This is a genomic window from Serratia sp. PL17 (assembly GCF_017832355.1).
Classification (GTDB): domain Bacteria; phylum Pseudomonadota; class Gammaproteobacteria; order Enterobacterales; family Enterobacteriaceae; genus Serratia.
This window is the reverse complement of record NZ_JAFIBY010000001.1, coordinates 1,533,985-1,559,134: the sequence shown is the minus strand read 5'-3', so window position 1 is coordinate 1,559,134 and position 25,150 is coordinate 1,533,985. Positions and strand designations below refer to the sequence as shown.

Genomic DNA, 25,150 nt, shown 5'->3' with positions numbered 1-25,150 from the left:
AATTTCATGAATCCATTACCCGTAACCGTGCTTTCCGGTTTTCTCGGCGCCGGTAAGACCACAGTATTGAACCATATCCTGAATAATCGCCAGGGCATGCGTGTGGCGGTGATCGTTAACGACATGAGCGAAGTGAACATCGATGCCGCATTGGTAGAGAACGAAGTTCAGCTCGATCGCCAGCAGGAAAAATTGGTGGAGATGAGCAATGGCTGTATCTGCTGCACATTGCGCGAAGATCTGCTGATTTCGGTGCGTGAACTGGCGCAGGCCGGTCGTTTTGATTATCTGCTGATCGAATCCAGTGGCATTTCCGAACCCTTGCCGGTGGCAGAAACCTTCACCTTTGAAGACGAACAAGGGGAAAGCCTGTCGCAATTCGCCCGGTTGGACACGTTGGTCACCGTGGTGGACGGGGTGAATTTTATCCAGCAATACCAGCAGGCACAAACGCTGCAAGAGGCAGGGCAAAGCCTGGGTGAAGACGATTTACGCAGCGTGGCGGATCTGCTGATAGAACAAATTGAGTTCTGCGATGTGATGCTGGTCAGCAAAACGGATTTGCTGACCCCAGAACAGCAGGGTGAGGTGATGGCGTTGCTCGCCAGTCTGAATCCGGACGCCACTATTATCGCCATCTCCCCCGGCAAGGTGCCATTGGAGGCGGTATTGAACACGGGCAGCTTCAGTTTTGATAAAGCACAGCAGGCACCGGGTTGGCTTAAGGAACTGCGTGGTGAACATCTGCCTGAAACAGAAAACTATGGCATCAGCAGTTTCGTTTACCGGGCCAGGCGGCCTTTTGCACCCGATAAGTTTTACCGCGTGATTAATGGCGATTGGGGCGGTGGCAAGCTGTTACGTTCCAAAGGGTTCTACTGGTTGGCGACACGCCCGCGTCAGGCTGGACAGTGGAGTCAGGCCGGTGGCATCGCTCATTATGGGCTTGCGGGCACGTTCTGGCGTGCGATTGCCCAGGAAAACTGGCCACAAGATGAAGAGACCCGGGCGCATATTATGGACAACTGGGTGGAACCCTTTGGCGATATGCGTCAGGAATTGGTCTTTATCGGACAAAACCTGCAGGAGGCTGAAATAACGCGTTTACTTGACGCTTGCCTGCTGAGTGATGAGGAAATGGCGGCGGGGGTAGATTATTGGCATGAGCTGGCAGATCCCTTCCCTGAGTGGTAATTGCACAATGACAGTGTGGTAATGAGAAAAATTCTCAACAAAGTGCTTTACAGATGATACTGATAACTATTATCATCATTTGGCAGTTCACGGAAGGCCACGTACACGGTGGTTCAGCTGTGAAAGGCACGACATTGCTCACATTGCTTCCAGTGTTTTTTAAGCCAGCTCGGGTGCTGGCTTTTTTTTGCCTGTTATTCTTCGTCCGCCTCACCATTTTGCAATAACGCGTGCTTTTTAAGCATGCCGCGCAACTGGTGATAGGTCAGCCCCAGCAGTTCAGCCGCTTTGCGCTGATTAAATCTCCCCTGTTGCAGCGCCGCTTCGATTAACGACTTTTCCTGTGCCAACTGCCACGTTTTTAAATCCATTGGTAGAGAGGGGCCATCCTCACGGGTGACGTGTTCAGAAGGCCGCGGTGAACTTGCCCGTTGGGCAAAGGGATTAATGACAATCTCGTCCAGTTCGCTGGCGCTGGTACCGTGTCGATACACTGAACGCTCCACCACGTTTTTCAATTCGCGCACGTTGCCCGGCCAGTGATAGCCAAGCAAGGTGTCTTTGGCCCGCTCGGTAAAACCAGGAAACAATGACAGCGACAGCTCGCGGCACATTTGAATCGCAAAATGCTCGGCCAGCAACATGATGTCTTGTTGTCGCTGACGCAACGGCGGTAACTGGACTACGTCGAATGCCAGCCGGTCCAGCAGATCGGCACGGAATTTACCCGCCGCAGCCAGTGCAGGCAAATCGTCATTGGTTGCGCACACGAGGCGCACATCAACCTGTAATGGCTGGCTGCCGCCGACGCGTTCCAGATGACCATATTCAATGACCCTTAACAGTTTCTCCTGCACCAACATGGGGGCGGTGGCCAGTTCGTCGAGAAATAGGGTACCGCCGTCGGCACGTTCAAAGCGGCCCAAATGGCGCTTTTGCGCACCGGTAAAGGCCCCCGCCTCGTGGCCGAACAGCTCTGAATCCAGCAGGTTTTCGTTCAATGCGGCGCAGTTAAGTGAAATGAACGGCCCCTGCCAACGATTGGAAAGGTAATGTAATCGGTGAGCAATCAACTCTTTACCTGTCCCGCGCTCACCGATCACCAACACCGGTTTGTTCAGCTTTGCCAGTTTCGAGACTTGCTCCAATACTTCGACAAAGGCGTTTGCTTCGCCCAGCAGGTTTTCTAACTGTTCGCTCATGATGAAATTCGCCAATGTTTGGTGAAAATAATCACTCTACAGTATGTGTGTAGAGAGTCAAAAATAAATAATCGTTTATATTCAATAATATAAAAGTTGGCACGGGTTTTGATTAAGTCTTTGGGCAATCTGTATGACCTAACGCGGCGCTTCAGACGCCATCAGAACCAAGAGGAAGTGAATTATGGGTATTTTTTCTCGTTTTGCCGACATCGTGAACGCCAACATTAATACGCTGCTGGATAAGGCAGAGGATCCGCAAAAGCTCGTGCGTTTGATGATCCAGGAAATGGAAGACACGTTGGTTGAAGTCCGCTCTACCTCAGCACGCGCGCTGGCGGAGAAGAAACAATTGCTGCGCCGCATTGAGCAGGGTGAAAACCAGCTTAGCGACTGGCAGGACAAAGCTGAACTGGCACTGCGTAAAGATAAAGAAGATCTGGCGCGTGCCGCCCTGATCGAAAAACAAAAAGTGGCTGACCTGATCGCTACGTTGACTCATGAAGTCTCTACCGTAGAAGAAACGCTGGCCCGTATGAAAAGCGAAATCGGCGAGCTGGAAAACAAGCTAACCGAAACTCGTGCTCGTCAGCAGGCCCTGACATTACGCCATCAGGCCGCGTCGTCTTCCCGCGACGTACGCCGTCAGCTCGACAGCGGCAAGTTGGATGAGGCAATGGCGCGTTTCGAACAGTTCGAACGCCGCATTGACCATATGGAAGCCGAGGCAGAAAGCGTCATCATCGGCAAAAAGAAGTCTCTGGATCAAGAATTTGCCGAATTAAAAGCTGACGACGCGATCAGTGAGCAACTGGCGGCGCTGAAAGCTAAAATGAACCGCTCTGAGTAAGGCGGCAGCGGCCACGGTGGTGTGGCCGCCAACCCAAGACGCATTGAGAAGGAAAAGAAATGAGTGCTCTATTACTTGCCATTCCGTTGACAATCTTTGTGTTGTTTGTCGCACCGATTTGGCTTTGGCTGCATTACAGCAATCGGCAACAAAACGGCATTCAGCTAAGCCATCAGGAAATGCAGCGGTTGGCGCAGTTGGCCGAAGATGCCAAGCGCATGCGTGAACGCATCCAGGCGCTGGAAGAGATCCTCGATGCAGAACACCCGAACTGGAGACAGTCTTGATGAACACGACTCTGGGCAGCAAAAAGCTTTATCGCGTTCCTGAGGAAGGGATGCTGAAGGGGGTCTGCGCCGGTTTAGCCCATTACTTTGACGTGCCGGTGCGGTTGATCCGCGTGATTGTGGTGTTATCGATGTTCTTCGGGCTGTTTTTCTTCACCTTGATCGCGTATTTCGCGTTGGTGTTTGTGTTGGACGAAGCACCGGCCAGCCGCTTCGAAGGCGAACAGCAAAAATCACCGCGGCAGTTGCTTGACCAGCTTGAATATGAATTGGGCAGTGGCGAACAGCAATTGCGGCAGGTTGAGCGTTATGTGACGTCGGATACCTTTGGCGTGCAGAGTCGTTTCCGCAAGTTATAGCGTGCGAAGGCCTGCGCTTGGCGCAGGTCAGGCATTGCACCCGTGACATCCTTTTGAACCCAACTGTGCCGGAGGGCATTGATAGTGAACAAAATCCATGCCGTAAACACCGTTAAATCCGGTGGATTTAAACAAGGAGCCGGTGCAATGTTGAAGACATTGTCTAAAGTCATCATCATAGCGTTACTGAATTACGGTCCTGCAGGCGCGGCCGGCTGGCTGTTGCGGACCGTCGGTCGCAAACCGATTCGCTTTGTACTGACGCTGGTTCTGGAACCCTTGTTCCGCAAAGGCCTGAACAAAGTATTTGGGCGTTATGCCAAGGAGAACAATGAAACGACTGCAAAATGAGTTAACGTCGCTGGTCAACCGCGGAATGGATCGCCACCTGCGTCTGGCGGTAACCGGCCTTAGCCGTAGCGGCAAAACGGCTTTTATCACTGCCTTCGTCAATCAATTGCTGCACGTTCACAGCGGTGCGCGCATGCCGCTGTTCTCACCCGTGCGTGAAGAGCGGCTGCTGGGTGTAAAGCGTATCCCGCAGCGCGATCTTGGCATTCAGCGTTTTACGTATGATGAAGGGCTGGCACAGCTTTATGGCACACCGCCAAGTTGGCCAACCCCGACCCGTGGCGTCAGCGAAATTCGTCTGGCGCTACGTTACCGCTCCAATGATTCACTGCTCCGCCATTTCAAAGACACCTCAACGCTGTATCTGGAGATTGTTGATTATCCAGGGGAGTGGTTGTTGGATTTGCCGATGCTGGAACAGGATTACCTGGCCTGGTCGCGTCAAATGGCGGGCTTACTGCAGGGCGATCGTGCCGAGTGGGCCAAACCTTGGCTGGAACTGTGCAAAAGTTGTGATCCGCTCGCCCCGGCTGATGAAAACAAGCTTGCGGCGATCGCCCAAGCCTATACCGACTACCTATTGCGCTGTAAAAGCGAAGGGCTGCATTTTATTCAGCCGGGCCGTTTTGTACTGCCGGGCGATCTGGCAGGCGCACCCGCATTGCAGTTCTTCCCATGGCCAAATGTGGACAGTCTCGGTGAGTCGAAACTGGCACAGGCAGATAAACACAGCAACATCGGCATGCTGCGAGCGCGTTTCAATTATTACTGCCAGACGATCGTCAAAAACTTTTATAAAGAACATTTTGTCCGGTTCGATCGTCAGATCGTGCTGGTGGATTGCCTGCAACCACTCAACAGCGGTCCACAGGCGTTTAACGATATGCGGCTGGCGCTGACCCAATTGATGCAGAGCTTCCACTACGGTAAGCGTACGCTGTTTCGCCGGTTATTTTCACCCACCATCGATAAACTGATGTTCGCTGCCACCAAGGCCGATCACATCACTGCCGACCAACACGCCAATTTGGTGTCGCTGTTGCAACAGTTAGTGCAGGAGGCATGGCAGAATGCCGCGTTTGAGGGGATCAGCATGGATTGCGTCGGGCTGGCTTCGGTGCAGGCCACTGAAAGTGGCATTGTTGACCATCAGGGGCAGCGGATCCCGGCGTTAAAGGGCAACCGCCTGAACGACGGCGCACCGCTGACGGTATTCCCCGGCGAAGTCCCCGCGCGTTTGCCGGGGCCGGCATTTTGGCAGAATCAGGGCTTCCATTTCGATGAGTTTCGTCCACGCGCCATGAGTGTGGACAGTCCATTACCGCATATCCGTTTGGACGCGGTAATGGAGTTTTTACTGGGAGATAAATTGCGATGAGCGAGCCGATAAAACCGCGTATCGATTTTGAAGAACCGTTACAAGCGCCGCAAGAGCCTGTGTTGCGCGCCAATGTGGCGTTTGACGAACAGCAGGCTGAGCACTTTTTCCCTGCGGCGCCGGAGTTAGAACAAGAAGAGGAAGAAGGGCGCGCCGAAGGCATTATTAACGCGGCGCTGAAACCCAAACGCAGTCTGTGGCGCAAAATGGTCACCGCTGGGCTGGGGCTGTTTGGCATTAGCGTGGTGGCACAGGGCGTACAGTGGGTGCATACCGCCTGGGTACAGCAGGATTGGATCGCCCTGGGCGGCGGCGTGGCAGGCGGTTTGATCGTCTTTGCCGGTGTGGGCTCGGTCGTGACCGAGTGGCGCCGGTTATATCGGTTGCGCCAGCGTGCAGAAGAACGCGATGTCGCGCGTGAGCTGCTGCATAGCCACGGGCTGGGTAAAGGGCGTGAGTTTTGTGAAAAACTGGCGCGCCAGGCGGGCCTCGATCAGGGGCACCCCGCGTTGCAACGTTGGCAGGCATCGCTGCATGAAACTCAAAACGATCGTGAAGTTGTCGCGCTCTATGCCAAGTTGGTACAACCGGTACTGGATAACCAGGCGCGGCGTGAAATTAGCCGCTCGGCAGCCGAGTCTACGTTAATGATCGCTGTCAGTCCGCTGGCGATGGTGGATATGGCGTTTATCGCGTGGCGTAATATTCGTCTTATCAACCGCATTGCGGCGTTGTATGGCATCGAACTGGGTTACTTTAGTCGTCTGCGGTTGTTCCGGTTGGTGTTGTTGAATATTGCCTTTGCCGGCGCGTCAGAATTGGTGCGTGAAGTGGGTATGGATTGGATGTCGCAAGATTTAGCGGCCAGACTCTCTGCCCGTGCGGCGCAGGGGATCGGGGCCGGCTTACTGACTGCCAGACTGGGTATCAAGGCGATGGAACTATGCCGCCCGTTGCCCTGGCTTGAAGGGGAAAAACCAAAGCTGGGTGATTTCCGCAGCCAATTGGTGGGGCAATTGAAAGACACTCTGAAAAAAAGCGACAACAAAGCCAAATAACCGATCGGCGGCGCCTCTTTTGGCGCCGTTGTTTATTTAGCCCTCGATCAGCCCTTGATAACGCCAAGACGTAACCCTCACTTGACGAAAGACGATCCCCCTGCAAATGCATTATATTTATCTGCTAATTTATTGATGGTTGTGATAACACTCTACAGATAAGCTAAAATGACGCCGATGGTGTTATTCACTTGCGTTTAAAATCATCAACAACAGCGATAAATCAGAGTTCTGTCAACTTTTGCTGACAGATTGCTTCTACCGCTTGAGGTGAGAGAGTATCATCATCGCCAGTCATCCCCGCACCTGCTGAGATAAGGCCAATACTGATGCGTTTGGAAGTTTTTTGCGAAGACCGTCTCGGTCTGACTCGAGAGTTGCTCGATCTTTTGGTATTGCGCAGCATCGATTTACGTGGCATCGAAATCGATCCCATTGGCCGCATTTACCTCAACTTTTCCCAATTGGACTTTGACACCTTCCGTGCGCTGATGGCGGAGATCCGCCGTATTGCCGGCGTGACAGATGTCCGTACTGTGAATTTCATGCCGTCGGAGCGTGAACACCGTGCGCTGCGTGCGCTGTTGGAGTCAATGCCGGAGCCGGTATTTTCAATTGATATGAAAGGCAAGGTTGAACTGGCCAACCCGGCAGCGCAGGCATTGTTCGGTTTCAGCGAAGACAAGATCCGTAATCAGACCGCGACTGCATTGATTGGGGGTTATAACTTCAACCGCTGGTTGGAGAGCGAACAGACGACGCCGCAATCTGAACGTGTCGTGATCCGCAGCCAGGATTTCCTGATGGATATCACGCCAATCTATCTGGAAGACGAAAACCAGCAGAGTGCCGCCGTAGGCGCGGTGGTGATGTTGAAATCTACGGCACGTATGGGGCGTCAGCTACAGAATTTGTCGGTGAATGATGATACCGAGTTTGATCATATCGTCGCCGCCAGCCCGAAAATGCGTCACGTGTTGGACCAGGCCCGCAAGTTAGCGATGCTGGATGCACCACTGCTGATTGTGGGGGATACCGGTACTGGCAAAGATATTCTGGCCCGTGCTTGTCACCTGCGTAGCCCGCGGGGCAAGCAACCGTTCCTGGCATTGAACTGTGCCGCATTGCCGGATGATGTCGCGGAAAGTGAACTGTTCGGTCATGCCGCGGGTGCGTATCCCAATGCGCTTGAAGGCAAGAAGGGCTTCTTCGAGCAGGCGCACGGTGGTTCGGTGCTGCTGGATGAAATCGGTGAAATGTCCCCGCGCATGCAGACAAAACTTCTGCGCTTTATTAACGATGGCACTTTCCGCCGGGTCGGTGAAGAACACGAAGTGCATGTGGATGTGCGCGTGATCTGCGCGACGCAGAAAAACCTGATTGAGCTGGTGCAGCGCGGTGAGTTCCGCGAGGATCTCTATTACCGCCTTAACGTACTGACCATTACCATTCCGCCGTTACGTGAACGCCCGCAAGACATTATGCCGCTGACCGAGCTGTTTGTGGCGCGCTTTGCCGATGAGCAGGGTGTAGCGCGACCAAAGCTGGCGAACGATCTGGGCAGTTTCCTCAGTAAATATGGCTGGCCGGGCAATGTGCGGCAGTTAAAAAACGCGATCTACCGTGCGTTGACACAAACCGAAGGCTTCGAATTACGCCCACAAGATATTGTATTGCCGGAGTTTGACGTTGAGATGTCACTGGGTGATGAAGTGTTGGACGGTTCGCTTGACGACATCAGCAAACGTTTTGAACGCTCAGTGCTGACGCGGTTGTACCGTACTTACCCCAGTACGCGAAAACTGGCAAAGCGTTTGGGGGTTTCGCATACCGCGATCGCCAATAAACTGCGGGAGTATGGCTTAAGTAGCCGTAAGCCGGCAGAGGAAAGCGAAGAATAAAAAAACGGGCGCAATAAGCGCCCGTTTCAAGGTAAAAAGGCCGGTGAATTACCGGTCTTTTTTATTAGTTCAGCGCAGCCAGCGCTGCATCGTAGTCTGGCTCGTTGGTGATTTCATTCACCAGTTCGCTGTACAGCACGTTGTCCTGACCATCCAACACCACAACGGCACGGGCAGTCAGACCCGCCAACGGACCCTCAGCGATTTCAACACCGTAAGCCTGTTTGAACTCTGCGCCACGCAGGGTAGACAGAGTGACGACGTTGCTCAGACCTTCTGCGCCACAGAAACGTGACTGTGCAAATGGCAGATCGGAGGAAATGCACAGCACAACGGTATTATCCAGACCGCTGGCCAGTTGATTGAATTTACGTACTGACGCCGCGCAAACGCCAGTATCAATACTTGGGAAAATGTTCAGGACTTTACGTTGCCCTGCGAAGCTGCTCAGCGCTACGTCTGACAGGTCTTTGGCAACCAGTGAGAAGGCTTTGGCTTGTTCGCCTGACTGTGGCAGGTGTCCTGCAACGCTTACCGGATTACCTTGAAAATGTACTGTCTGAGTCATTAGCTTGATTCCTTTATTTTGGGTACGTACAAAGGGCATGAGCCTAATAGACGTGCCTTTCGGCCCGTGTTTAACATTAGGTTCACACCCTGGCCTCAGTTTATGTCAACAATTGTGGGTTGGATATATAAAGTTTGCTAAATAGTTGTATATATTAGAGTGTGTTGAAAAAACCGCCCGCGCATCTGTCCGACTTTATGCGCTATTTCCGCCCAGGAGCCGCTATGAGAAGCATGCGTTTTTACCCAGAAGCCTGGCCGTTGCATACTGCCTTTGTTATTGCCCGCGGCAGCCGTACTGAGGCCAACGTGGTGGTGGTCAAAATTGAACAGCAGGGCGTGCGTGGCATCGGTGAATGTACGCCATATCCCCGCTATGGTGAAAGTGAAACTTCGGTGATGGCGCAGCTTGCTGACGTGGCGCCCGCCGTCGAGCAAGGTGTGACGCGTGAGCAACTGCAAGCCCTTATGCCAGCAGGTGCTGCACGTAATGCTGTTGATTCTGCATTGTGGGATTTGGAATGCCGATTGAATGGTCAGAATCTTTGGCAGCGCAGTGGCGTTGTAGAACCAGAACGTATTTTGATGGCGCAAACCGTCAGTATCGGTTCGCCGGAAGCGATGGCTTTCGCCGCACGGGAGCTTGAGCAGCAGGGCGCGCGATTGCTGAAGATCAAACTGGACAACCATTTGATCAGCGAACGGCTGGTGGCGATCCGTTCGGCAGTGCCGGATGTGACGTTGATCGTCGACGCCAATGAGTCGTGGCAGGTCGAAGGCCTGGCGGCCCGTTGCCAACTGCTCGCGGATTTGGGCGTGGCGATGCTGGAACAACCGCTACCGGCGACGGATGACGGCGCACTAGAAAACTTTATCCATCCGTTACCGATCTGTGCTGATGAGAGTTGCCATACCCGCAGTGATCTCGTCAAATTGGTTGGCCGTTATCAAATGATCAATATCAAGCTGGACAAAACCGGTGGTTTGACGGAAGGGCTTGCGCTGGCTGAGAAGGCACGGGAAGACGGATTTGCCATTATGCTGGGGTGCATGCTGTGCACCTCGCGGGCGATCAATGCCGCGTTGCCGCTGGCGCCGGGGGCGCGTTTTGTCGATCTGGATGGGCCGACCTGGTTGGCGAAGGACGTTGAGCCAGGGCTGGATTTTGAATGTGGGGCGATTAACCTCGCCCCATAACCGGTTTAGTCCGGGTAAGTCAGCAACTCTACCATGGCATCAAGGTAACTTTCGCTGGCGGCATCGGCTGATATCGGTGGGAATTCTGCGGTAATACAGGGCAGCGACAAATCGGCGCACCAGCTGCCGAATGACCCTGGCGTCTCATAGCCAACGCTGGTTACCAGCGGCAAGGCAAACTTATGTGAAAGCCAAACGCCTAGTCGAGAGCTGGCTGGGTCTTCAATACAGGCCAAGGGCTCGTGGAACGACACGACCCAGTGTGGTTTCAGCCGATGGATCAGATGACACAGTGCCTGAGTTTCAGGTTCGGAGCCAGGGCGACCGCCGGTCGAGAGCTTGACATCCCGGGCCTCTGCTGCGCTGTTCCAGCGATAAACCGTGTCGCCTGAACGCCAGTTGGCCGCGGGAAAATTACGGTTGAGATCAACGCCGTTGGCATTGGCACGTAGCCCAAGCTGACAGCCATCGGGATTGACCGCCAGCACAACATGATGACGTAATTGGTTTGGCGCGATGCTGCGCAGTGCACAGGACAAGGTAACGATCGCGGCACCCTCATCACCGTGGGTGCCAGCGATGATCAGCCCGGTTTCTGGGCCACTGATGGCCGCTGGGAAATAGAGGAGCGGCGCGCCCAACAGCGAACTGCCGTAATTCTCTCCTGCAACGGCCAATTGGCCACGTTCACTGCGCGGTCGATGCTGGATCATGCTGTAGTCCCTGATTTAAAGGTCGAGAGTGATTATCATTTTATTCAGTGTATTACGGTTTTGCTTCTCTTTCCCAGAGCATTTGTGCACCCTTTGCGCAATGTGTGAACCGGCTGCAGCGAAAATGCTAATTAAACCGCACCAGGCAGGTTGCTGTTGTTATACCCCAAATAATTGGAGTTGCATCGAGGCGGCAACCGCATGAATCCCGATGAGCTTACTCAAGTCAGTGATTCGGGTGAGTAAGGGCAGCCAACAAAGATGCAGCTTCAAGTATTACGGGTATATACTAACGGCAGAAGCTAAGCCAATAACCAGCAAGGGGATTTAACATGCCAGTAGCCAGAATAGTCGCCAGCTATAGCGAAAATGATAAGGATACCATTACGTTGCTGTGTGGCGTGGACGAAGAAAACCAGATCGGTCAGGGGGAGTGGTTTGGCGTGGTGAAGAACGACGACGGGCGTGGAGATGAGTCAAACTATCCGTTTACCCTGCACGTCGACTACCAGAAAAACAGCTTCTATCTCGATTATGGCTATGATGATGCCGAATCGCGCCAGATGCAGAAAACCGATATTTCTGCCAAACCACTGGCTGAAAAAGGTTTCTTCACCATTTTTGATGAAGAAGAGGGTGAAGAGTTCAGCTACCGCATCAATAGCATTCACCTTTACGAGTAAAAACGTCTGAAGTAAAAATGCCCGTATCGACATTGTCGTGCGGGCATTTTTTATTGCCTGGCCCCCAGTTTTTGCATCTTGTCCGTCTCGAACTCTATGTGAGTCTACTCTTGTGCTATAAGATAAAAAATTCAGATGGTTAACTGGGGATGAATCAGAATGACGAGAAAAAAAATTCAACAGGGTTTTCGTTTGGCATTGTGTGCAGTGGCGATCGGCGCAGGATTGAACAGCGCGATGGCCGCACAGGTTCCCCCAGGCACCATTCTGGCGGAAAAACAGGAAATTGTTCGTCATATTAAAGATGAGCCGGCCTCACTGGATCCCATCAAAGCGGTGGGGTTGCCGGAAGCGCAGCTAGCGCGCGATTTGTTTGAAGGATTGGTGAATCAGGATGCCAACGGAAAGGTGATCCCTGGTGTTGCCACGCGTTGGCAAACTGCAGATAACCAAACCTATATCTTCACGTTGCGCAAAGATGCTCGCTGGTCCAATGGTGACCCTGTCACGGCAAAGGATTTTGTTTATAGCTGGCAACGGCTGGTTGAGCCCAAAAACTTGTCCCCTTTTGCCTGGTTTGCTCAACTGGCGGGTATCCAGAATGCGGATGAGATCATTGCCGGTAAATTACCTGCCGACAAACTGGGCGTCACGGCGCTGGATGACTACACCTTCAAAGTGCAGTTGAACAAGCCGGTGCCTTATTTTGTCAGCCTGACTGCCAACTTCAGTCTGTTCCCGGTGAACAAGACCGTCGTGGAGAAATTTGGCAACGATTGGACGAAAGTCGGCAATCTGGTCGGTAACGGTGCGTTCAAACTGCAAGAGCGGGTGGTCAACGAGAAGCTGGTATTGACGCCAAATGAACACTATTGGGATCACGCGCATACGGTATTGACGAAAGTGACCTTTGTACCGATCAACCAGGAATCCAACGCCACCAAACGTTATCTGGCCGGCGATATCGATATCACGGAGTCCTTCCCGAAGAATATGTATCAAAAGTTGCTGAAAGATATTCCGGGGCAGGTCTACACGCCGGATCAGCTTGGTACCTACTATTATGCGTTTAACACCCAACGTGCACCCACCAACGATGTACGGGTGCGTAAAGCCTTGTCTTACGCCATCGACCGCAAGATTATCGCCGAGAAGGTGCTGGGTACCGGTGAGAAACCGGCTTACCACTTCACGCCGGACGTCACCGCCGGGTTTAAACCTGAAGTGAGCTTGTTACAACAACAACCGCAGGCGGAGCTGGATGCGCAAGCCAAGGCATTGATGCAGGCCGCAGGTTATGGCCCGAATAATCCATTGAAGCTGACACTGTTGTATAACACCTCGGAAAGTCATCAGAAAATAGCGATTGCCGTGGCCTCAATGTGGAAGAAAACGCTGGGTATCGACGTCAAGCTGCAAAACCAGGAATGGAAAACCTACATTGATAGCCGTAATACCGGCAATTTCGACGTGGTGCGCGCTTCTTGGGTGGGAGATTACAACGAGGCATCGACTTTCCTGTCGTTGTTGAGCTCTACCCACAGCGGCAATATCGCCAAATTCAAAAGTGCGAATTATGACAAACTGTTGGCACAGGCCAGCCGTGAAACCAATCCCGCGTCCCTGACCACAGACTACAACAAGCTGGAACAGATCATCGCCGAACAGGCACCGATTGCGCCAATTTACCAGTACACCAATGGTCGATTAATCAAGCCTTGGGTGAAGGGCTATCCGATCACCAATCCGGAAGACGTGGCCTACAGCCAAACGATGTATATTACCCAACATTAATGACAGTTAATCCGGCCCCGTTAATCGGGGCCGGATTACGTTTACTTGCCGAAGAATAAAATAAGCCTCTGGCGTTTATTTCATCCATGGCAATCATTCAGGCTCAAGCAAAATGGGCTTGTTTTTATTTGAACAATTAATCCTGGTACGACGCGTAGCGTTATTTATCGCTTATAAGCTGTCCCGCATGGCATCGACCAGTACGCGACCTGTCATATCTGTTTGGGTAATGCGATAACTGGTTGGATAGGAACGGCGGGTACTCAAATGGTCATGGACTGAGACGTTGCCAACGTGTGCGCCCTGGGCGTTCTTGACGATAAATTCACTGATTTCTTCTTGGCCCTGATTTTGAAAACTGACACTGCGGATTTTTTCCAGCGTATCGCTGTCATCTAATTTTAAATGGTCACGTAACATAACTACCTCCTCGTAGGAGGGGAAGTATATGCCTCTGAAATTTGAGCTGGAACAGCTTTATGTTGATTTTTTATTGTTATTTTGAATTAAAATTGCTGTGAATATGTTAAGTCATAATAATGGCATCATCGCCAGCGCTTTATTCACTCTATTCGCCAAGATTGGAAATGATTTTATTTCATTTCGGTGATTATTAGTCTGCGTCTTGCTTAAATAATGCCTTGCGGCCAAGAGAAGACGGAAATACGCAGGCCACGTCATGCGCACAGCCGGGCACAATCAGTAAGTCATGCTTGGCGTGCGGGGCGATAAATTGCCGATCGTAAGCGGCATAGGCGATACCGCGTTGCAGCCGATAAGGGCCTTGAGCCTGCGCCGCGCAGGATTTATCGAGTATCTTGTAGAACGTGCCTGGTGCATTACCGGTATCTTTCTCGCCTTCAATGTAGGTGATATCTGCCATTGCATAGCGTTGACGTACAGACTCTGGGCTTTGTCCGAGAAAAGGGGGCATAGAATCAATGCCGTATTTCCAACGATTGATGTTCGGGCAAGCGTCCGTATTGCTCACAACCCAATCAAAGCGACAGCGTCCTTTTTGGTTACAGTTGCGCCAGTCGGCAGGGTGTGTGTTCTCTATCGGTTGTGGCCGTTGGCGATCAAAATAGAGCCAGCTGCCTGGGTCAGCGATGACATAACGCAGCGCCACGCCGGCAGGCGGTTTGGCAAATCCAGCATAGTGTTGCACAAATTGCGCACCGGCGGAAAAACCAGCAACGGTGATCGACTGTATTTGCGGCCATTTTATTTTCAGTTCGGCAACCAGACGATCCAGTGCGGTAAATGAGCTGGTTTGCCCCAGAGTGTCGAGGCCTCCCTCGATCCAGGAACTGCAACTCCACAGCGCGTCGCCTGCCTGAGCGGCTGGGACTCCCGGTGAATGGCAGTGCGTGGCCTGGCTGCCACTGACGGGGAACAGAGGGGCGACCAGCAGCGTGTCCCCCGTTCTGGCAGACAGTTGGGCGGCCTTAATGGCGGCCTGCAGTGTTTTACCGGCATCTCGCGGGTGGCCATGAATGACGACCAAAGCAGAGCGTGGGGAGTTAGCCTGCGGTTTAGCCACAAAGTACGGCAGTTGGCCTGACCCCGCCAGTTGTAGCGGGTAAGTTTCAGCATAGTGGTTCAGTGCTGGGCTGGCGTGCAGGCAGAAAGCGTACAAGAGCCCAGACAGGCTCACCAGACGGCAGAGCCGCGTTATTGTTTTCATTATCATCATTCTGCCGTTGCACTACTGTCAAACATGATTCTCTCCCACCGGGTATTCAGTCACTCCTTGGTATGCACAAGTATAGTGAGTTCGGGTCGGAGCGTGGGAGAAACCAACCCTTACAGCTTGGTCTTTGATCTGCATACCAATAACGCTAGACTCTCGGATAACTGAAAAGCAGAGGGGATGAGGAATGGAAGTCATTGAGGGGCGCGAGTTACAGGTTCCTGACGCAGTGTATGCTTACCAGCTTGACGGCAAGGGTGGCGTAACACCGATTGATTACGAAGATAAAGTCACCTGCGACGAACCTTGCTGGCTGCATCTCGATTATGCTCATTCAGCTAGCGCCGAGTGGCTGACCACCACGCCGCTGTTGCCGGATGCGGTAAGGGAGGCGTTATCTGGAGAAAGTTCGCGACCGCGCGTCAGTCGGGTTGGCGATGGCACCATGATCACGCTGCGCAGTATCAATTTCAACACTAACTCGCGGCCGGATCAGTTAGTGACGATCCGTGTTTATATGACCGACAAACTGATCGTGTCTACCCGTCACCGTAAGGTGTACTCCATTGATCAGGTGGTGAACGATCTGCAAAATGGCAGCGGGCCGACCAACAGTGGTAATTGGCTGGTGGAAATATCCGATGCGCTGACAGACCATGCCAGTGAATTTATCGAAGACTTGCACGATAAGATCATCGATCTGGAAGATGCGCTGTTAGAGCAACAAATCCCTGAACGCGGGCAGTTGGCGTTGATCCGCAAACAATTGATTGTACTGCGTCGCTACATGGCGCCGCAGCGTGACGTATTTTCCCGTTTGGCAAGCGATCGCCTGCCCTGGATGAACGATGATGATCGTCGCCGTATGCAGGATATCGCCGACCGGTTGGGGCGAGGGCTGGATGACCTGGACGGCAGCATTGCACGTACCGCGATCCTGTCCGACGAAATCACCACCGTAATGGCCGATGCGATGAATCGCCGTACCTACACAATGTCTTTGTTGGCGATGGTGTTTTTACCGACCACCTTTTTGACCGGGCTGTTTGGTGTCAACCTTGGTGGCATCCCTGGCAATACAGCGCCCTTTGGTTTTGGGTCGTTTTGCCTGATGCTGCTCGCTCTGGTGCTAGGCGTGGGCTGGTGGCTGAAGCGGCGCCGTTGGCTGTAACCAAAAAGCCCTGAAAACCCGGTTAACATTGAGCGATATCAACTTTTCCGGGGGGGAAATGGGGCATGATCTCTCCCGCAGGTGAATGCAACGTCAAGCGATGGGCGTTGTGCTCCATAATTGTCTTACTTTCTTATATTTAGAATTACTGCATAGCACATTGATTCATACGATGCCGGTTTAATCACCGGCATTTTTTTGTCTGTCATTTTCCCCGTCAGGCGGCACTCTCATCCCAAAAACTGGCCTCGATCTTGTGCCCGTCCAGATCGCGCACAAAGCAGCCATAGTAGGCCTCACCATAATGCGGTCGTGAGCCGGGGGCACCTTCATCTTTTGCGCCGGCCTGCAGCGCCTGGCGGTAGAAATCATCAACCTGTTGTTTGCTGGTGGCGAAAAATCCCACATGCAGACCGTTACCGGTTGTCGCCGGTTTACCGTCGATCGGGATCTGCAACCAGAACTCCGGATAATCACGCCCATAGCCAATAGCACCAGGATGTTCTAACACCCGTCGGCAGCCTAATGCGGCAAGCGTGCGATCGTAAAAATCAGCTGCGGCTTCAAAATTATTGCTGCCGAGAGAAACGTGGGATAAGCAGGGGGTGATGTTCATCGGTAATCTCCTGGTTGCTGTATAAAAACACAGTATAGGATAAAAACCGCACTGTCCGACGAATTCTGCTGAAATTGCGAGCGGGATCAAAAACGGGGAAGGAAAGGAACCGCCCGCAGAGTGCGGGCGGTATATCGACTTACTTAATTTCGAGAACGTCTAAACGCACCGGGGTGGCGTCATCCGCATCTTCCGGTTGCCAGCCGATCGGTTGCATGGGGAGGTCTTCGCGGTCAAAGGCCAAATCCCCGCCGTCAACAACCTCACTACCGTGATGAATGCCTTTAAAATCAAACAGGTTAAAGTCACTCAGGTGCGAGGTCACGACGTTCTGCGTTGCGCTGAACATGGTTTCCAGACGGCCCGGGTAACGTTTATCCCAGTCACGCAACATATCGCCAATGACCTGGCGTTGCAGGTTAGGCTGCGAACCACACAGGTTACATGGAATAATCGGGAATGCCTTGGCGATCGAGAAACGCTCAATGTCTTTTTCACGGCAATAAGCCAGCGGGCGAATGACCACGTGCTTGCCATCGTCGCTCATCAGTTTCGGTGGCATGCCTTTCAGCTTACCGCCATAGAACATGTTGAGGAACAACGTTTGCAGAATGTCGTCACGGTGGTGGCCAAGGGCAATTTTGGTCGCGCCCAGTTCGGTGGCGGTGCGGTAAAGGATCCCGCGGCGCAGGCGTGAACACAGCGAACAGGTGGTTTTGCCTTCGGGAATTTTGTCTTTGACGATGCTGTAGGTATTTTCCTCAACGATCTTGTATTCCACACCCAGGCTTTCCAGATAGGCTGGCAGAATATGCTCGGGGAAACCAGGCTGTTTTTGGTCGAGGTTTACCGCAATCAGTGAGAAGTTGACCGGTGCGCTCTGCTGCAGATTACGCAGGATCTCCAGCATGGTGTAGCTGTCTTTGCCACCGGACAGGCAGACCATGATACGGTCACCTTCTTCAATCATGTTGAAATCGGCGATCGCTTGGCCCACGTTACGACGCAGACGCTTTTGCAACTTGTTGAGATTGTACTGCTCTTTTTGGCTAATGGTTTGATTTTCTGACATTAAATCGTGCTCGTTCTCAATTGGGGGCACTATGGGCATGACGTTTTAGGCAGCGAGTTTAGCATTCTATGGGCTGATTGGGTATTTCATCCATACGCTCTTGGCCGCAAAGGCTGATTGCCGATTTTCAGTACACGCGAGCACGCGGTAAATCTTCCACCCGTGTGGTGTAAGCCGGAGAGAGAAACTCACGCTTCATCGACCATGTTTGCTGGTTTCCTTGTCCGGCAAACCACACCCCTGAATGCCCGGACTGATTGATTTTGTCCAGGGCGGCCATCAAACGTTCGCTGTTGGGGCGTGGCTGATATTCATCGAACAGGTCTAACTGAGCTACGCCTTGCGAGTAAAAGTCTTGCAGCATAACGCCGGCTTTTAGATAGCGGTGGCCGGGCTGCCAAATCTTATCAAGGCACCGAATCGCTGCTGCGATGATGTCGCGCGTATCTTGCGTTGGCGTACTGAGCATGATGTTCGCGGTGTTGCCATAATACTTTTCGTTGGCCGAGAAGGGGCTGGTTTTAACCCATGCGTTGATATTCCGGCAATATTGGTGCTCTGCACGCAGTTTTTCTGCCGCGCGGGAAGCATGCATACAGATTGCCTGATGCATATCACCATATTCGGTGACGCGTTCACCAAATGATCTGCTGCAAATAATCTGCTGTTTGGTTGGGGCAAACTCCTCGAGCGACAAGCAGGGTTCACCGCGCAGTTCACGTACCGTGCGTTCAATCACCACGCTGAAATGCTTGCGGATCATTGTTGTGCTTGCCTCCGCCAATTGCAGTGCGGTTTTGATCCCCATATTTTGCAGCTCTTTGGTTAGGCGTCTTCCGATACCCCAGACTTCCATCACCGGCACTTTCGCCATTAATTTTCGTTGCTGTACCGGGTTGGAAAGATCAACCACACCGCGGGTTTGTTCCCATTTTTTCGCTGCGAAGTTCGCCAGTTTTGCCAGCGTCTTGGTTTGGGCAATACCGACACCGACGGTGAGGCCGGTACATTGCAAAACGCGGTCGCGAACCTGGTGCCCGAAGGTTGTCAAATCGACACAATTTTGTACGCCGGCAAGATCAAGGAAGCTTTCGTCAATGGAGTAAATTTCAACACGGGGGGCCATTTCTTCGAGCACGGCCATCACTCGCATCGACATATCGGCGTACAGCTCATAGTTGCTGCTGAATGCGATACCGCCTGCACGTTCAAAATCATGCTTTATTTTGAAGTAGGGCGCGCCTGTTTTCAGGCCCAGGGCTTTAGCCTCTTTACTCTGCGCCACCACACAGCCGTCGTTGTTAGACAGCACAACAACGGGCCGCCCACGGAGGTCTGGGCGCCACAGTATTTCACAACTCGCATAAAAACTGTTCACGTCGGCCAGGGCGTACATTATTTCAGCCTCGTGATGGTTGAAACGACCACGCCGACGATATTCTGCTCGTCGTTGTCATCCCGCAGCGGTATTGGCCGGAACTTCGGATTCATCGGCTCAAGCTGCGCGACAGGATGCAGACACAGGCGCTTAACGGTGAACTCGCCTGCGATGCTGGCGATCACGATATCGCCGTGGCAGGCGCCAATGCTTCGATCAACCACCAGCATGGATCCGTCGGTGATCCCGGCTTCGATCATGCTTTCTCCGGAAGCGATCAGAAAGTACGTCGCCGAAGGGTGGCTAATGCAGTATTCGTTGAGGTCAATCCGTGCGTGTATGTAGTCTTGCGCGGGGCTGGGAAAGCCAGCCGGGACATTATCGGCGTAAAGCGGAATGCGCTGTTTCTCTGGGGTTGGTGTGGGTAAAAAGTGTTTCATGGTGCATTTCTCTATACTGTTTTTATATACAGTATAATCGATTTTTAGCCATTACAACCATAAAGAAAGTCAGGGGCGAGACGATCGTCAGTTATCCCCTTGTTGGGCAAGATGATCCTCTCGGAAAAGTTTTAGGGGGTGGCTCACAAGCGCCAGTGTCCGTGCGTTTTTACGCTCAGAAACGTTTTTTATCTGTCGGGACACACAAAACCGGGCAGGATACTCTCAGTCACTCATGATCATAATGGGGTACCTGCCTGATGATACGTACCTGCCTGCGTGCAGCCCTCTTGCTTTGCCTGACGCCTTTTGCCGCTAACGCCGTTGAGTGCTGTATTTTCTTGCAGCAGCCGCAGTTGTCACAGGTAAAAGCACAGACTCAGGGGGATGCCAACTATCAACGCCTGATACGTGATGCTGACAGCGCACTGCGAAAGCCGTTGCTCAGCGTCACTGATAAAGGCCTGACCCCGCCGAGCGGAGACAGGCATGACTACCTGAGTCTGGGGGCCTATTGGTGGCCGGATGCGAGTAAACCCAATGGGTTGCCTTGGGTTCGTCGCGATGGGCAGGTGAACCCGGCCAGTAAAAATGAACAGAGTGATGGCGTGCGGCTGGCAGAGTTCACCCAGCGGGTACAAACACTGGCATTGGCGGGGTATTTCTCCGGCCAGCAACGTTACAGCGATCGGGCGATTAGGCTGATCCGTACCTGGTTCATCGATCCATCAACGCGGATGAACCCAAACCTCAACTACGCTCAGGGTATTCCGGGCCGCGACAGCGGGCGCGGTAATGGCATTCTCGATGGGCGCTATTTTGCCATTCGCATTGTCGACAGCCTGTTATTGCTGCAACAGACTCCGGGGTGGACGGCGCAAGATGAAAGCCAGATGCGGCAATGGTTTGCCCGTTACCTCGACTGGTTGTTACACAGCCCAGCCGGTAAACAGGAGGGCGCCGCAAAGAATAATCACGGCAGTTGGTATACCGTGCAGGTAGCGGGCATTGCTGCCTGGCTCGGGCGTGACGACGTGGTGCGTGATATGGCCGTTTTGATGCAGCATAAGCTGGATGTGCAGCTTGCCGTCAACGGGACGCAACCGCAGGAACTGCTGCGTACTCGTTCGTTTCACTACAGTTACTTTAATCTGCAAGCCTTGGTCCTGATGGCGGGTTTGGCACAGCGACAGGGCATCGATCTCTGGCATTACCCTACAGAACAGGGCAGCTCATTATTGGCTGCGCTGGATTTTATGGCGCCTTATGTTGATGCGGCGCACCCGTGGTCTTATCCGAGTCTGGATCGGGTCGGGGTTCGCCTTGTTCCGCTGCTGATCCAAACCGACAGCATGCTGAAAACCAAACGCTATCAAACGGTGATTGAAAAAGCGCAATTTGACGTCAGGCAATGGCAGGGCAAAAGCAGTTACGTACGCGGTGCGGTGAAAGAGGCGCAGCGGCAAAGCTGGCTGGAAGCGGGGCGCGAACCGGTCGCGCCCCAATGATTTACTCAGCGGAGGTTTTTTCTCCTTTACCGGCCAGTAGACTGAGGAAGTCGTACTTTTCCTTCAGCTCTTTCTCGGCGGCCTGATACAACGCGCTGGCGACTTCCGGCTGCTGTGAGTTCAGGCGGCGGAAGCGCTGCTCTTTGAGCAGGGTTTCGGTCAGGTTGCTGTTGGGTGTCCGTGAGTCCAGTGCCAGTGCTGCTTTACCTTCATCTGCACGACGCGGATCGAAGCGATACAGCGGCCAGAAGCCAGTGGCGGTCAACTGCTTCATTTGATCGTGGCTGAGTGCCAGATCGTAACCGTGCTCTTCACAAGGACTGTAGGCGATAATCAGGGACGGGCCCGGATAGGCCTCGGCTTCCTGAATCGCTTTCACCGTCTGGTTGAGCTGCGCACCCAGCGAGATTTGCGCGACATACACGTGGCCGTACATCATCATGCTGACGCCTAAGTCCTTACGTGCCTTACGCTTGCCGTGCTCGCCGAACTTGGTGACGGCGCCCAATGGGGTGGCCTTCGACTGCTGACCGCCGGTATTGGAATAGCATTGGGTATCCAGCACCAGTACGTTGACGTTCTCGGTCAGGCTGAGGACGTGATCCAACCCACCGAATCCGATGTCGTAAGCCCAGCCATCGCCGCCAATCAGCCAGATAGATTTGTCCACCAGATAATCGGCGTCGGTCGCCAGCTGGCGTGCGTCGTTACCTTCAATCTGCGTCAGCAGACTGCGCAGTTCAGCAATCTGCTGGCGGCGAGGTTCCGGAGCGATATCATCCATCTGCAGGGCATTAACCAACTGTGCCGGCAATTGCGGTGCCAGGCTGTTCAACAGACGCAACACGCGGCTGCGATGCTGATCGACCGTCAATCGGAAACCGAGACCAAACTCTGCATTATCCTCAAACAGCGAGTTGGCCCAGGCAGGGCCGCGGCCTTCAGCATTGGTGGTGTAAGGGGTGGTAGGCAAGTTGCCACCGTAAATAGATGAGCAGCCGGTGGCGTTGGCAATCAGTAGTCGATCGCCATAAAGTTGGGTCAAGAGCTTAATGTACGGCGTTTCGCCACAGCCGGAACAGGCACCGGAATATTCGAACAGCGGTGAGATCAGCTGCGACGTGCGAATGTCGATCCGTTCGAGCTGTGCAGGATCGATCTCCGGCAGTTGCAGGAAGAAGTCGTAATGCGCTTTTTCCTCAGCCAAATGCTCCAGGCGCGGCGCCATGTTGATCGCTTTGATGTCCGGGTTCTGGCGATCTTTCGCCGGGCACACCTCAACGCACAGATTACAGCCGGTGCAGTCTTCCGGGGCTACCTGCAGGACGTATTTCTGGCCACGCATATCGCGTGCCTTCACATCTAGCGATTGCAGTGAGGCAGGAGCATGTTCCATCGCTTCCGGTTGTACCACTTTAGCGCGAATCGCGGAGTGCGGGCAGGCGGCCACGCAGTGGTTGCATTGGGTGCACAGATCCGGCTGCCAAATGGGGATATCTTCGGCGATATTGCGTTTTTCCCACTGGGTGGTGCCAACCGGCCAGGTACCGTCAGGCGGGAAGGCCGACACCGGCAGTGCATCACCCAGTCCGGCCAACATCGCGGCAGTCACGGTTTTGACAAAGTCGGGTGCCGCGTCGGAGACCACGGGAGGGCGCATTGGGCTATTGTCGTTAACCGGCTGCAGCGGGATTTCAACCAGTGCGTCGAGCGTGGCGGCTAGCGCCTGCCAGTTACGTTCAACAATGTCCTGACCTTTGCTGCTGTAGCTGCGGGCGATGGCGTCCTGCAATTGCTGCAGCGCGACGTCGCTTGGCAGGATCTGGGTCAGGTGGAAGAACGCCATCTGCATCACGGTATTGATACGCGCACCGAGCCGGCATTCACGCGCCAATTTTGCCGCGTTGATAATGTAAAAACGCGCCTGACGTTGCAGCAGCACCGCCTGCACTTCCTGCGGCAGACGTGACCAGGCCTCTTCGGCACCGTATGGAGTATTGAGCAGGAAGATACCCCCTGGTTTCAAGCGTTCCGCCATCTGGTAGGTATCGATAAATTGCAACTGGTGGCAGCCTACAAAGTCGGCGCGGCTGACCAGATAGGCCGAGTTGATCGGGTGCTCGCTGACGCGCAGGTGTGACACTGTCAGGCCGCCGGCCTTTTTAGAGTCGTAAACGAAATAGCCCTGCGCGTACATCGGTGTGCTGTTGCCGATGATTTTTATGTTGTTCTTGGTGGCGGATACGGAGCCGTCGCTGCCCAAGCCGTAGAACAGTGCCTCCAACGAAGCACGCTGCGGTAGGGGGTCTTCACTGAGTGGCAGAGAAAGGCTGGTGACATCATCGAAAATGCCGACGGTAAAGCGCGGACGCGGTTTTTCCAATGCCAGTTCGTTAAATACCGCCAATGCACAGTCTGGTCCGAACTCTTTTGAGGACAACCCGTAACGACCGCCAATGACCATTGGCATACTGGCACGTTCACCACGGCTGAAGGCTTCGGCCAGCGCGGTCATCACGTCCAGATAGAGCGGCTCCGCTAATGCCCCCGGCTCCTTGGTGCGATCCAGTACGGCGATTTTTTTTGCGCTCTCCGGCAGAACGCTGAGCAGATGCTGCGCGGAAAATGGCCGGAACAACCGGACTTTCAACACGCCGACTTTTTCACCGCGGGTCAGCAGGGCGTCGATCGCTTCTTCGCAGGTGCCGATAGCAGAACCCATCAGGATCACCACGCGTTCGGCCTGCGGGTGGCCATAATATTCAAAAGGTTGGTATTTCCGCCCGGTAATTTGGGCGAATGTGTCCATGGCATCAATCACATGCTGACACGCGGCGTTGTACCAAGGGTTGGTGGCTTCACGCGACTGGAAATACGTGTCCGGATTGGCGGAGGTGCCGCGTACCACGGGGTGGTCTGGCGACAGGGCGCGGCTGCGATGTGCATCAATCGCATCCTGTGGCAGCATTTGGCGCAGAACGTCGTCGCTCAGCGGTATGATCTTGTTGATTTCATGCGAGGTACGAAAACCATCAAAAAAATGAATAAATGGCAGGCGGCTGTTGAGGGTGGCGGTTTGAGAAATTAACGCAAAGTCCTGCGCTTCCTGCACATTGCTGGCGCACAGCATGGCGCACCCCGTTTGGCGTACGGCCATGACGTCTGAATGGTCACCGAAAATTGACAGCGCGTGAGTTGCAATCGTCCTGGCGGCGACGTGCAGTACAAAGGGCGTGAGTTCGCCGGCCAATTTGTACAGCGTCGGGATCATCAACAGCAGGCCCTGCGATGAGGTAAACGACGTCGACAGCGCACCGGTTTGTAACGCCCCGTGTACCGTGGCGATAGCGCCGCCTTCGGACTGCATTTCCACCACTCGCGGTACGTCTCCCCAGATATTCTGGCGGCCGTCACCGGACCAGGCATCGGCTTGCTCTGCCATGGTCGAACTGGGGGTGATTGGGTAGATGGCAATCACTTCGCTGGCGCGATAGGCGACGGAAGCGACTGCGTTATTACCATCTGTAGTAATCATCGACTTTACCTTTCATTGCTCAAAAAGCTGCAGGAGTCACCTCTTGCAGTAATTAACAAAAGTCTAGCAGAGGGATATATTGGCTCTTTATCGCGTTTGTGTGGCGGACGATAAATCGACAAAAATCGGTGTAAACGGATATTTCTTGAATTGAGACCGTTCTGTGATGGAGAATTGTCATGCTTGTTTAACGACAATTTATT

At 53.4% G+C, this 25,150-nt stretch carries 23 protein-coding genes; 13 read left to right on the top strand and 10 right to left on the bottom strand.

Going from position 1 to position 25,150, the window contains the following annotated elements:
* Nucleotides 1–6: 6 nt before the first annotated feature.
* Entirely contained in the window at nt 7–1,194 is a 1,188-nt protein-coding gene (zigA, locus tag JOE25_RS07475) for a zinc metallochaperone GTPase ZigA (RefSeq protein WP_209633754.1), read from the top strand.
* A 194-nt stretch (nt 1,195–1,388) separates the two neighbouring features.
* Here zigA and pspF read toward each other — a convergent pair whose 3' ends face one another.
* A complete protein-coding gene (gene pspF / locus JOE25_RS07470; protein ID WP_209633752.1) occupies nt 1,389–2,396 on the bottom strand; it encodes a phage shock protein operon transcriptional activator in 1,008 nt (335 codons plus the stop codon).
* Between the two features lie 184 nt (nt 2,397–2,580).
* Here pspF and pspA point away from each other — a divergent pair, with 184 nt between their 5' ends.
* The 7 genes from pspA (at nt 2,581) to tyrR (ending at nt 8,580) form a co-directional block, all read left to right on the top strand.
* Nucleotides 2,581–3,246 carry a phage shock protein PspA gene (gene pspA / locus JOE25_RS07465; protein WP_037415723.1) on the top strand — a complete coding sequence of 222 codons (666 nt, stop codon included), beginning with the start codon at nt 2,581–2,583 and terminating at the stop codon, nt 3,244–3,246.
* Between the two features lie 59 nt (nt 3,247–3,305).
* Nucleotides 3,306–3,533, top strand: coding sequence for an envelope stress response membrane protein PspB (gene pspB, locus JOE25_RS07460; protein ID WP_012145351.1), 228 nt, complete (start codon nt 3,306–3,308; stop codon nt 3,531–3,533).
* Nucleotides 3,533–3,892, top strand: coding sequence for an envelope stress response membrane protein PspC (gene pspC, locus JOE25_RS07455; RefSeq protein ID WP_209633750.1), 360 nt, complete (start codon nt 3,533–3,535; stop codon nt 3,890–3,892). The genes pspB and pspC overlap by 1 nt, the downstream gene beginning before the upstream one ends.
* Before the next feature lie 84 nt (nt 3,893–3,976).
* A complete protein-coding gene (pspD, locus tag JOE25_RS07450; RefSeq protein ID WP_209633748.1) occupies nt 3,977–4,243 on the top strand; it encodes a phage shock protein PspD in 267 nt (88 codons plus the stop codon).
* Nucleotides 4,224–5,621 carry a YcjX family protein gene (locus JOE25_RS07445; RefSeq protein WP_209633746.1) on the top strand — a complete coding sequence of 466 codons (1,398 nt, stop codon included), beginning with the start codon at nt 4,224–4,226 and terminating at the stop codon, nt 5,619–5,621. Before pspD ends, JOE25_RS07445 begins: the two co-directional genes overlap by 20 nt.
* On the top strand, nt 5,618–6,679 hold the full coding sequence (locus JOE25_RS07440; protein WP_209633744.1) for a YcjF family protein: 1,062 nt from the start codon (nt 5,618–5,620) through the stop codon (nt 6,677–6,679). The genes JOE25_RS07445 and JOE25_RS07440 overlap by 4 nt, the downstream gene beginning before the upstream one ends.
* Before the next feature lie 329 nt (nt 6,680–7,008).
* Complete coding sequence (gene tyrR, locus JOE25_RS07435; RefSeq protein WP_209633742.1) at nt 7,009–8,580, top strand: transcriptional regulator TyrR; 1,572 nt, start codon at nt 7,009–7,011, stop codon at nt 8,578–8,580.
* A gap of 64 nt (nt 8,581–8,644) precedes the next feature.
* On the opposite strand, the gene tpx is transcribed toward tyrR, so the two are convergent.
* Entirely contained in the window at nt 8,645–9,148 is a 504-nt protein-coding gene (gene tpx, locus JOE25_RS07430) for a thiol peroxidase (RefSeq protein WP_037415704.1), read from the bottom strand.
* 224 nt (nt 9,149–9,372) lie between these two features.
* Here tpx and ycjG point away from each other — a divergent pair, with 224 nt between their 5' ends.
* A complete protein-coding gene (ycjG, locus tag JOE25_RS07425) occupies nt 9,373–10,344 on the top strand; it encodes an L-Ala-D/L-Glu epimerase (protein WP_209633740.1) in 972 nt (323 codons plus the stop codon).
* A 5-nt stretch (nt 10,345–10,349) separates the two neighbouring features.
* Here ycjG and mpaA read toward each other — a convergent pair whose 3' ends face one another.
* The gene (mpaA, locus tag JOE25_RS07420) at nt 10,350–11,057 is read right to left on the bottom strand and encodes a murein tripeptide amidase MpaA (RefSeq protein ID WP_209633738.1); all 708 of its coding nucleotides are present in this window, start codon (nt 11,055–11,057) and stop codon (nt 10,350–10,352) included.
* 332 nt (nt 11,058–11,389) lie between these two features.
* On the opposite strand from mpaA, the gene JOE25_RS07415 reads away from it, so the two are divergent.
* Together JOE25_RS07415 and JOE25_RS07410 are read left to right on the top strand one after the other, a co-directional pair.
* Entirely contained in the window at nt 11,390–11,740 is a 351-nt protein-coding gene (locus JOE25_RS07415) for a hypothetical protein (protein WP_209633736.1), read from the top strand.
* A 159-nt stretch (nt 11,741–11,899) separates the two neighbouring features.
* Nucleotides 11,900–13,534: an ABC transporter substrate-binding protein gene (locus tag JOE25_RS07410; RefSeq protein ID WP_209633734.1), complete on the top strand. Its 1,635-nt coding sequence runs from the start codon at nt 11,900–11,902 to the stop codon at nt 13,532–13,534.
* A 171-nt stretch (nt 13,535–13,705) separates the two neighbouring features.
* On the opposite strand, the gene JOE25_RS07405 is transcribed toward JOE25_RS07410, so the two are convergent.
* Together JOE25_RS07405 and JOE25_RS07400 are read right to left on the bottom strand one after the other, a co-directional pair.
* Entirely contained in the window at nt 13,706–13,954 is a 249-nt protein-coding gene (locus JOE25_RS07405; RefSeq protein WP_209633732.1) for a hypothetical protein, read from the bottom strand.
* Nucleotides 13,955–14,147: 193 nt separating this feature from the next.
* Nucleotides 14,148–15,221: a hypothetical protein gene (locus tag JOE25_RS07400; protein WP_245209712.1), complete on the bottom strand. Its 1,074-nt coding sequence runs from the start codon at nt 15,219–15,221 to the stop codon at nt 14,148–14,150.
* A gap of 193 nt (nt 15,222–15,414) precedes the next feature.
* Here JOE25_RS07400 and zntB point away from each other — a divergent pair, with 193 nt between their 5' ends.
* On the top strand, nt 15,415–16,398 hold the full coding sequence (gene zntB / locus JOE25_RS07395) for a zinc transporter ZntB (RefSeq protein WP_209633728.1): 984 nt from the start codon (nt 15,415–15,417) through the stop codon (nt 16,396–16,398).
* A gap of 217 nt (nt 16,399–16,615) precedes the next feature.
* On the opposite strand, the gene JOE25_RS07390 is transcribed toward zntB, so the two are convergent.
* The 4 genes from JOE25_RS07390 to umuD form a co-directional block, all read right to left on the bottom strand.
* Entirely contained in the window at nt 16,616–17,014 is a 399-nt protein-coding gene (locus tag JOE25_RS07390) for a VOC family protein (RefSeq protein ID WP_209633726.1), read from the bottom strand.
* Between the two features lie 139 nt (nt 17,015–17,153).
* Complete coding sequence (gene ttcA / locus JOE25_RS07385) at nt 17,154–18,086, bottom strand: tRNA 2-thiocytidine(32) synthetase TtcA (RefSeq protein ID WP_209633724.1); 933 nt, start codon at nt 18,084–18,086, stop codon at nt 17,154–17,156.
* 127 nt (nt 18,087–18,213) lie between these two features.
* Complete coding sequence (umuC, locus tag JOE25_RS07380) at nt 18,214–19,482, bottom strand: translesion error-prone DNA polymerase V subunit UmuC (protein ID WP_209633722.1); 1,269 nt, start codon at nt 19,480–19,482, stop codon at nt 18,214–18,216.
* The gene (umuD, locus tag JOE25_RS07375) at nt 19,482–19,904 is read right to left on the bottom strand and encodes a translesion error-prone DNA polymerase V autoproteolytic subunit (RefSeq protein WP_209633720.1); all 423 of its coding nucleotides are present in this window, start codon (nt 19,902–19,904) and stop codon (nt 19,482–19,484) included. Before umuD ends, umuC begins: the two co-directional genes overlap by 1 nt.
* 263 nt (nt 19,905–20,167) lie before the next feature.
* Between umuD and JOE25_RS07370 the strand changes: the two genes are divergently transcribed.
* A complete protein-coding gene (locus tag JOE25_RS07370) occupies nt 20,168–21,412 on the top strand; it encodes an alginate lyase family protein (RefSeq protein ID WP_209634219.1) in 1,245 nt (414 codons plus the stop codon).
* Nucleotide 21,413: 1 nt separating this feature from the next.
* Here JOE25_RS07370 and nifJ read toward each other — a convergent pair whose 3' ends face one another.
* Nucleotides 21,414–24,947 carry a pyruvate:ferredoxin (flavodoxin) oxidoreductase gene (nifJ, locus tag JOE25_RS07365; protein ID WP_209633718.1) on the bottom strand — a complete coding sequence of 1,178 codons (3,534 nt, stop codon included), beginning with the start codon at nt 24,945–24,947 and terminating at the stop codon, nt 21,414–21,416.
* Between the last annotated feature and the right edge of the window lie 203 nt (nt 24,948–25,150).